The sequence below is a fragment of the Corynebacterium sp. HMSC078A10 genome (genome assembly GCF_001811565.1).
Classification (GTDB): domain Bacteria; phylum Actinomycetota; class Actinomycetes; order Mycobacteriales; family Mycobacteriaceae; genus Corynebacterium; species Corynebacterium hesseae.
In genome coordinates this window covers 46,715-53,990 of record NZ_KV805221.1, presented here as the reverse complement: position 1 = coordinate 53,990, position 7,276 = coordinate 46,715, and the positions used below count along the sequence as shown (strand labels likewise).

Genomic DNA, 7,276 nt, shown 5'->3' with positions numbered 1-7,276 from the left:
GACGGTTTCTACTTCGATGCGTGGCGCGGGGGCCTCGACGGTCGTGGGTGCGGGCGCGGGCGCCTCGGTTTCAGATTCCGGTTCGGCCGGGGCGGGCGAGATAGAGGTGGTGTCGCCAAAGCGGTTGACCGGCTGGGGCAGGGCATTCGGCTGCCAGGACGTTGGTTGGGCCGAGGTGGTAGGGCTGGGTTCGGTTCGCGGAGCGGTTTCTGCCTGAGTGGCAGCGCAGGCAGACAGTGGAAGGCAGGCAAGAATGACAAGAAAACGGCGCGATGCCATGGGAATCCCCCTTAAGTAGTGCCTCTCCACAGCGCACCCCAGCGCTTAAATAAGGAAAGGCAGAATCAACAGTGTGCTGCCAGCATAGCGCCACAGTAGCGGGCGCGCAGCGCGAGCGATTGCTGCCGCTTAGGAGGCAGTGGAGGGAGGACGGAAGGACACAAGGGGACTCAAACTTTTGTATAGGGCTAAAACCGATACAATGTGGGCTATGCCTAACTCCAGCCAGCGAAATCAGCAGAATACGTCCCAGTCCGCCGAGTGGTTCGAGCGCGCCACGAAGGTCACCCCGGGTGGCGTGAATTCCCCGGTCCGCGCCTTCGGATCCGTGGGCGGCCAAGCCCGCGTCATCGCCCGTGGCGAGCGCTCCCGCCTCTGGGACGTCGACGGCAACGAGTACGTCGACCTGGTCAGCTCTTATGGCCCGATGATCCACGGCAACGCCCACCCGGCCATCGTGGAGGCAGTCCAGAAGGCGGCTGCCGACGGCCTCTCCTTCGGCGCACCCACCGAGGGCGAGACGCTGCTGGCGGAGCACATCGTCAAGCGCACCGCCGTGGAGCAAGTGCGCCTGGTCAACTCCGGTACCGAGGCCACCATGTCCGCCGTGCGCCTGGCCCGCGGTTTCACCGGCCGCGCCAAGGTCCTGAAGTTTGAGGGCTGCTACCACGGCCACGTGGATGCGCTGTTGGCGTCGGCTGGCTCCGGCGTGGCCACCTTCGCACTGCCGGATTCCCCGGGCGTCACGGGTGCCTCGGCCGCGGACACCATCGTCGTCCCGTACAACGATCTCGACGCCGTCCGCGAGGCCTTCGCCGCGCACCCGGGAGAGATCGCCTGCATCATCGCCGAAGCCGCGGCGGGCAACATGGGCACCGTGGCCCCGGAGGAGGGCTTCAACGCGGCACTCAAGGAGATCGCGCATGCCGACGGCGCCCTGCTCATCCTCGACGAGGTCATGACCGGTTTCCGCACCTCCTACAAGGGCTGGTTCGGCGTCGATGGGGTAGCGGGTGACCTGGTGACCTTCGGCAAGGTGGTCTCCGGTGGCCTGCCGGCAGCTGCCTTCGGCGGCCGCGCCGACGTCATGGCTTCCCTCGCCCCCGCCGGCCCTGTCTACCAGGCGGGCACGCTGTCCGGTAACCCGGTGGCGATGGCCTCCGGTCTGGCCTCTCTGGAGCTGGCCAACGAAGAGTTGTACCCGCGCCTGCAGGCCAACGCGGACTGCCTGACCAGCCTGATAACGGCGGCACTTGATGCCGCCGGAGTGGCACACCACATCCAGCGCGCGGAGACGATGTTCTCCATCCGCTTCGCCGAGGGCCAGGGCCGCAACTTCGCCGATATGCAGGCGGCCGATACCTGGCGCTTCGCACCCTTCTTCCACGCACTGCTGGAGGGCGGCGTGTACGTTCCGCCGTCAGCCTTCGAGACCTGGTTTGTGTCTGATGCGCTCACGGACAATGATTTTGAGGTAATCGAGGCAGCTCTCAAGCCTGCCGCCCAGGCCGCTGCCAGCGCGCAGCGCCCGCAGTAAACCAACCATTTGAGGGGATAGACACAGGTATATGTCCACCACCATCGTCCACTTCGTCCGCCACGGCGAGGTTTATAACCCGGATAAGATCCTCTACGGGCGCATCCCGGGCTATCACTTGTCCTCACGTGGGCACTCGATGGCCGCCCGCACAGCGAAAGCCTTCGAAGGCCATGACGTGACCTACCTGGCGGCCTCGCCGCTGCAGCGCGCGCAGGAAACCGCGCTGCCGATTGCGCAGGTGACGGACTTGGAGGTGGATGTCGACAAGGGCGTCATCGAGTCCGGCAACCGCTTCGAGGGCCTGCGCACCAAGGGCTGGAACTCGCAGCTGTGGAACCCGCAGCGCTGGCCGCTCATGGTCAACCCGCTTGAGCCCTCGTGGGGCGAGCCTTTCGAGGAGATCGCCGCGCGCATGATGGACGCCGCCGAGCGCGCCCGCTCCAAGGCCGAGGGACACGAGGCCATCGTGGTTTCCCACCAGCTACCCATCGTCATGGTGCAGCGCACCGTGTTGGGCAAGCGCCTGGCTCACGCGCCGTGGGACCGCACGTGCGCGCTGGCTTCGGTGACTTCGCTGGTCTACCGTGACCGCGAGATCATAGATATCTTCTACTCCGAACCGGCGCAGGATATCTAATGGGACGCAGAACTATCCGCGCCGCCGCGGCCGGTGTCCTTGCTGTGTTTGCCTTGGCAGGCTGCTCGCAAAGCGAAGAAAACGCGCAGAACGCCGTGGCTTCCGGCGGCACCTTCGAGTTCATCTCGCCTGGCGGGCAGACCACCATCCGCTATGCGGAGGAGGACCGCAAGCCGCTCAAGGATTTCTCCGGCGAGGACTTGCGGGATGAGTCCACGACGATCAAGCTTTCGGATTTCAAGGATCAGATCGTCGTCCTCAACTCCTGGGGTCAGTGGTGCGCGCCGTGCCGCTCCGAATCGGATGACCTCCAGGCCATCCACGCGGAGCTGCAAAAGCGCAAGGTCGGCACCGTACTGGGCATTAACGTCAAGGACTTCAACCCGGAGATTTCCCTGGACTTCCTCACCGATAACGGCCTGGAGTACCCGTCCATCTACGACCCGCCGTTTAAGACGGCCGCAGCGCTCGGCGGCGTGCCCACCTCCGTGGTGCCCACCACCATCGTGTTGGACAAGCAGCACCGCCCGGCCGCGGTCTTCCTCACGGAGATCACGGAGCAGGACGTCCTCGACGTCGTGGACGAGCTGGAGAAAGAACAGTGATCCTAGCCGCTGACGGAATCGGGCAGAGCTTTGCCGACGCCGCCGCGGCCGGCCCGCTGCTGCTAGGAATCCTCGCCGCAGCCGCCGCCGGGCTGGTATCTTTCGCCTCACCCTGCGTGGTGCCGCTGGTGCCCGGCTACATCTCCTACCTGGCCTCCGTGGTCGGCGGTGAGGTCACCCACGACGAGGAGCTCGGGGTCGGCGTGGGCAAGCGTCGGCAGTGGGCCGTCGTCGGCGCCGCAGCACTCTTCGTGCTGGGCTTTACCGTCATCTTCGTGCTGGCCACGGTTTCGGTCTTCGGCGCCATCTCGGCGCTGCGGCTCAACGCGGACACCCTTATGCGCGTCGGCGGTATCATCACCATCCTCATGGGCGTGGTCTTTATGGGTGTGGTGCCGGTGCTGCAGAAGGACACGCGCATGGCGCCGAGGCGCTGGACCACGTGGCTGGGCGCGCCGCTGCTCGGCGGCGTGTTTGCCCTGGGCTGGACGCCGTGCCTGGGGCCCACGCTGGCCGCCATCTTGTCCGTCTCCGCCGGCACCGCGGGCATGACTGCGGTGCGCGGCACGCTGCTCATCGTCGGCTACTGCCTGGGGCTGGGCCTGCCCTTCCTGCTCGTGGCACTGGGCTCTGTTAAGGCCATGCGCACCATTTCGTGGATGCGCACGCACTCCCGCGCCATCCAGATTGCCGGGGGCATCGCCATGATCCTCGTCGGCCTGGCGCTGCTGACCGGGCTGTGGGGAGATTTCATCAACGCCATCCGCCAGTGGACCGTGTCCTATGGCGCGACGCTGCTGTAAAGGAGATTTTTCGTGAGATATATCCGCAAGGCCTGGCACTGGCTGACCAGCATGCGCACCGCGCTGGCGCTGCTCTTCCTGCTGGCCATCGCCGCCATTCCGGGTTCGCTTCTGCCGCAGCGCTCGCTCAATGAATCCAACGTCAATGACTTCATTGAGACCAACGGCAAGGTTGCGGAAATCTACGACAAGCTGCAGCTTTTCGACGTCTTCTCCTCCGTCTGGTTCCAGGCCATCTACGTCCTGCTCATGATTTCTCTGGTGGGCTGCATCATCCCGCGCTCCTGGGATCACTACAAGGCCTACCGCACACCGCCGACGCGCGCGCCGAAGTATCTGGAAAAGATGCCGCTCAATGCCACCGGGCATTCGGAAAAGTCCCCGGAGGAGATCGCCGCGGCAACCAAGACCATGCTGAAGAAGTGGCGCGTAAGCGAGGTTTCCCCGGAGAAGGACCGCGCGGGTGCCCAGTCCTTCTCGGCGGAGCGCGGCTATGCCCGTGAGCTGTGCAACCTCATCTTCCACATCGCGCTCGTGGCCATCCTGCTCACCATGGCAGCCGGGCGCTTGGTGCATTATGAGGGCCAGGTCATCGTGGTGACGGAGAAGAACTCCCAGGGTCAGACCCAAGAGCAGCCGCAGTCCACGGAGTTCTGTAATACCTCAACCTCCGTCTATGACTCCTTCCGCGCAGGCCCGCTTTTCGACGGCACGGGTCTCCACCCCTTCTGTTTTAAGGCCCACGACTTCACCGCGGACTACCTGCCTAATGGCCAGGCGGAGATGTTCACCTCCGATGTGTCCTATGCCGCCGGCGATGATATCTTCACGGACCCGGAGACCTGGGAGGACTACCAGCTGCAGGTCAACCACCCGCTGCGCATTGATAACAACCGCGTCTACCTGCAGGGCCATGGTTTTGCGCCGACGATGACGGTGGAGTGGCCCAACGGCGAAAAGCGCACGCAGACCATCCAGTTCCAGCCCAATGACACCACGTTCTTCCTCTCCTCGGGCGTGATGCGTTTCGATCCGCCGTCGGGCATGTACCCGGACCTGTTTGAGCGCCGCCAGAACCAGATCGCTATCCAGGGCCTGTTTGCGCCGACCGCCGAGTGGTCCGGTGAGAACGGTAAGCTGCTGCAATCTTCCTACCCGGCGATGCTGGATCCGGCGGTGGCTATCGATATCTACCGCGGCGATGCCGGCCTGGACACGGGCAAGCCGCAGTCCTTCTTCTCCCTCGATTCCAGCCTGGTCCACTCGGGCCAGCTGCAAAAGATCGACCGCGTCAACCTGACCCAGGGTGAATCGGTCACGCTGGACGACGGCACCAAGGTCACCTTCGACGGTGCCTCCGAGTTTGCGAACTACCAGGTGTCCTATGACCCCTTCCAGGGTTGGGTGCTGGTATCTGCTCTCGTGATGTTGGTTTCGCTCGTCGGCTCCCTGGTGATCAAGCGACGCCGCGTCTGGGTGCGCATCCGCCCGGGTGCCAACGGCGGTACCGATATCGAGATGGGCGGGCTTGCCCGCACCGACCGCGCGGGCTGGTCTGAGGAGTTCCATAAGCTGCACCGCGAGCTTTTGGAATTGCCGGATCCCGATGACGTGGAGGAGGACGAACTCTACTCCGCCGACTAAAGGCGCGGACCGTATCCTTCAAAAGTTGGATACAGCTGGGAAAAGGGGGTAGCCTTATGGGCACCATAAATCTCTCCGTTCATGCAGCCTCGTGCGTGGCGCACGGGGTAGGCACGATTGTGAAGGCAAGGTTTCCCACTCATGCAGGTTGATCAGAATCTGTCCAACTTCTCAGACATCGCGGTGCAAACCGCGTTCGTCGTATATGCGCTCGCCTTGGTGCTGTCCCTGGTGTACTACGGCCGGATGCAGAGCATCATTGAGGCCATGCGCGCCCGTACCGCAGCTGCACCGCAGCAGCGTGAGCTCGCCACCGTGGGCGCTTCGGCAGATGGCGCCGTGCTTGGCGACGTTCCCCCAACGGCCAGCACCGCAGACGATGATTTGGCGAAGAAGCAGGAGAACGCCGACAAGCTCGGCGGCATGACGCAGATGCTGCTGTGGCTGGGCATCGCCCTGCACTTGGCGGCCATCGTGCTGCGTGGTTTGGCTACCGGCCGCTTCCCATTTGGCAACCTCTACGAGTACATGCTCATGGTGACCGCCGGCGCGATGGTGGTGGCGACCATCGCCATGCAGCGCAAGGAGTGGCGCACCCTGTGGCCGTGGCTGCTCACGCCAATCCTGGCGCTGATGTTCTACGGCTCCACCAAGCTCTATGCGGAATCCGCTCCGGTGGTTCCGGCACTCCAGTCACACTGGCTGCCCATCCACGTCACCGTGGTTTCGCTGGGCGCATCCATCGGCGTGGTCTCCGGTATCGCTTCTTTGCTCAGCGTGCTGCGTGAGTTCCAGCCGAAGCGAGGCGAGTCCGGTTTCTTCGGCGCGCTTGCCCGCCCGCTTCCTTCAGCTAAGAAGCTGGACCGCCTGGCCTACCGCTTGGGCGTAGTGGCGCTGCCGACCTTGGGCCTGGGCATCGTGCTGGGTGCTATTTGGGCCGAGTCCGCGTGGGGCCGCTACTGGGGTTGGGACCCGAAGGAGACCGTGTCCTTCGCCACCTGGATCCTCTACGCTGCCTACCTGCACGCTCGCGCCACGCCGGCCTTCCGTAAGGCCGCGCCGTACATCAACATCGCGGCGATGCTGCTCATGGTGTTCAACCTGTTCTTCATCAACATGGTTGTCTCCGGCCTGCACTCCTACGCGGGGCTGAACTAAATGGCGGATATCCATAAGCCGCGGCACAAGCCCGGCAAACCGGCGGGCGATAACCCTCAGCTCATCGCCCTTGGTGAGGGCTTTGCGCAGCGCCGTCGCGAGCTGGGCATCCTGCAACAGGACCTGGCTGGGAAGGCCGGGATTTCGCGCTCCACGCTGCATACTATTGAGCACGGTGGCTCTGGCGTGCGCTGGGAAAAGGTCGTTGCGGTGGCCGAGGCCCTCGGCCTCGAGATGACCTTCGTGCCGAAGGACTAGGCTTCTTTCCCCTTAGAGTCTTTGCCTTCAATGTCCTTGTCCTCGGGGGCCTTGGGCTCCTGCTGCCCCTGTGAGCGCCGCCGGCGTTCTTCCTCTTTGCGCTGGGCCTCCCGCTCCTTGGCGCGGCGCTCCTTGAAGCGCTGCTTCTCTAGGTTCCACAGGAATTCCTCGTCATCATCGGGGCCCTTGATTGCCGGGCGCTGCGGCTGCTGCGCCTGCTGCACCTTCTTATTCCAACTCGACGGACCAAAAGCCTTCCAGACGAGGACTGCCGCGAGGACAAACAAGAGTAGTAGTATCAATCGACCCATGCGTTGTATTCTACGGAATGCCCGCGAAGCAAAAGTGAGAA

8 protein-coding genes and 1 pseudogene are annotated in these 7,276 nt (G+C 64.1%); 7 read left to right on the top strand and 2 right to left on the bottom strand.

The features are described 5' to 3' along the window. Positions 1–279: pseudogene (locus HMPREF2808_RS13830) on the bottom strand (hypothetical protein); the annotation flags it as partial. Between the two features lie 202 nt (positions 280–481). Here HMPREF2808_RS13830 and hemL point away from each other — a divergent pair. The 7 genes from hemL (at position 482) to HMPREF2808_RS09800 (ending at position 6,924) form a co-directional block, all read left to right on the top strand. Further along, positions 482–1,816, top strand: coding sequence for a glutamate-1-semialdehyde 2,1-aminomutase (gene hemL, locus HMPREF2808_RS09830; protein WP_070624564.1), 1,335 nt, complete (start codon positions 482–484; stop codon positions 1,814–1,816). 31 nt (positions 1,817–1,847) lie between these two features. Beyond that, on the top strand, positions 1,848–2,456 hold the full coding sequence (locus HMPREF2808_RS09825) for a histidine phosphatase family protein (RefSeq protein WP_070624563.1): 609 nt from the start codon (positions 1,848–1,850) through the stop codon (positions 2,454–2,456). Then, positions 2,456–3,061 carry a TlpA disulfide reductase family protein gene (locus HMPREF2808_RS09820; RefSeq protein ID WP_070624562.1) on the top strand — a complete coding sequence of 202 codons (606 nt, stop codon included), beginning with the start codon at positions 2,456–2,458 and terminating at the stop codon, positions 3,059–3,061. The genes HMPREF2808_RS09825 and HMPREF2808_RS09820 overlap by 1 nt, the downstream gene beginning before the upstream one ends. Further along, a complete protein-coding gene (locus HMPREF2808_RS09815) occupies positions 3,058–3,864 on the top strand; it encodes a cytochrome c biogenesis CcdA family protein (RefSeq protein ID WP_070521038.1) in 807 nt (268 codons plus the stop codon). The genes HMPREF2808_RS09820 and HMPREF2808_RS09815 overlap by 4 nt, the downstream gene beginning before the upstream one ends. A 12-nt stretch (positions 3,865–3,876) precedes the next feature. Next, positions 3,877–5,508: a cytochrome c biogenesis protein ResB gene (locus HMPREF2808_RS09810; RefSeq protein ID WP_070624561.1), complete on the top strand. Its 1,632-nt coding sequence runs from the start codon at positions 3,877–3,879 to the stop codon at positions 5,506–5,508. Positions 5,509–5,649: 141 nt separating this feature from the next. Beyond that, complete coding sequence (ccsB, locus tag HMPREF2808_RS09805) at positions 5,650–6,666, top strand: c-type cytochrome biogenesis protein CcsB (protein ID WP_070533928.1); 1,017 nt, start codon at positions 5,650–5,652, stop codon at positions 6,664–6,666. Beyond that, positions 6,667–6,924 carry a helix-turn-helix domain-containing protein gene (locus HMPREF2808_RS09800; RefSeq protein ID WP_070533927.1) on the top strand — a complete coding sequence of 86 codons (258 nt, stop codon included), beginning with the start codon at positions 6,667–6,669 and terminating at the stop codon, positions 6,922–6,924. It begins immediately after the preceding gene. Here the strand turns inward: HMPREF2808_RS09800 and HMPREF2808_RS09795 are convergent. Next, a complete protein-coding gene (locus HMPREF2808_RS09795; RefSeq protein WP_070521026.1) occupies positions 6,921–7,235 on the bottom strand; it encodes a hypothetical protein in 315 nt (104 codons plus the stop codon). The two genes, HMPREF2808_RS09800 and HMPREF2808_RS09795, sit on opposite strands and share 4 nt — an antisense overlap. Positions 7,236–7,276 lie beyond the last annotated feature (41 nt).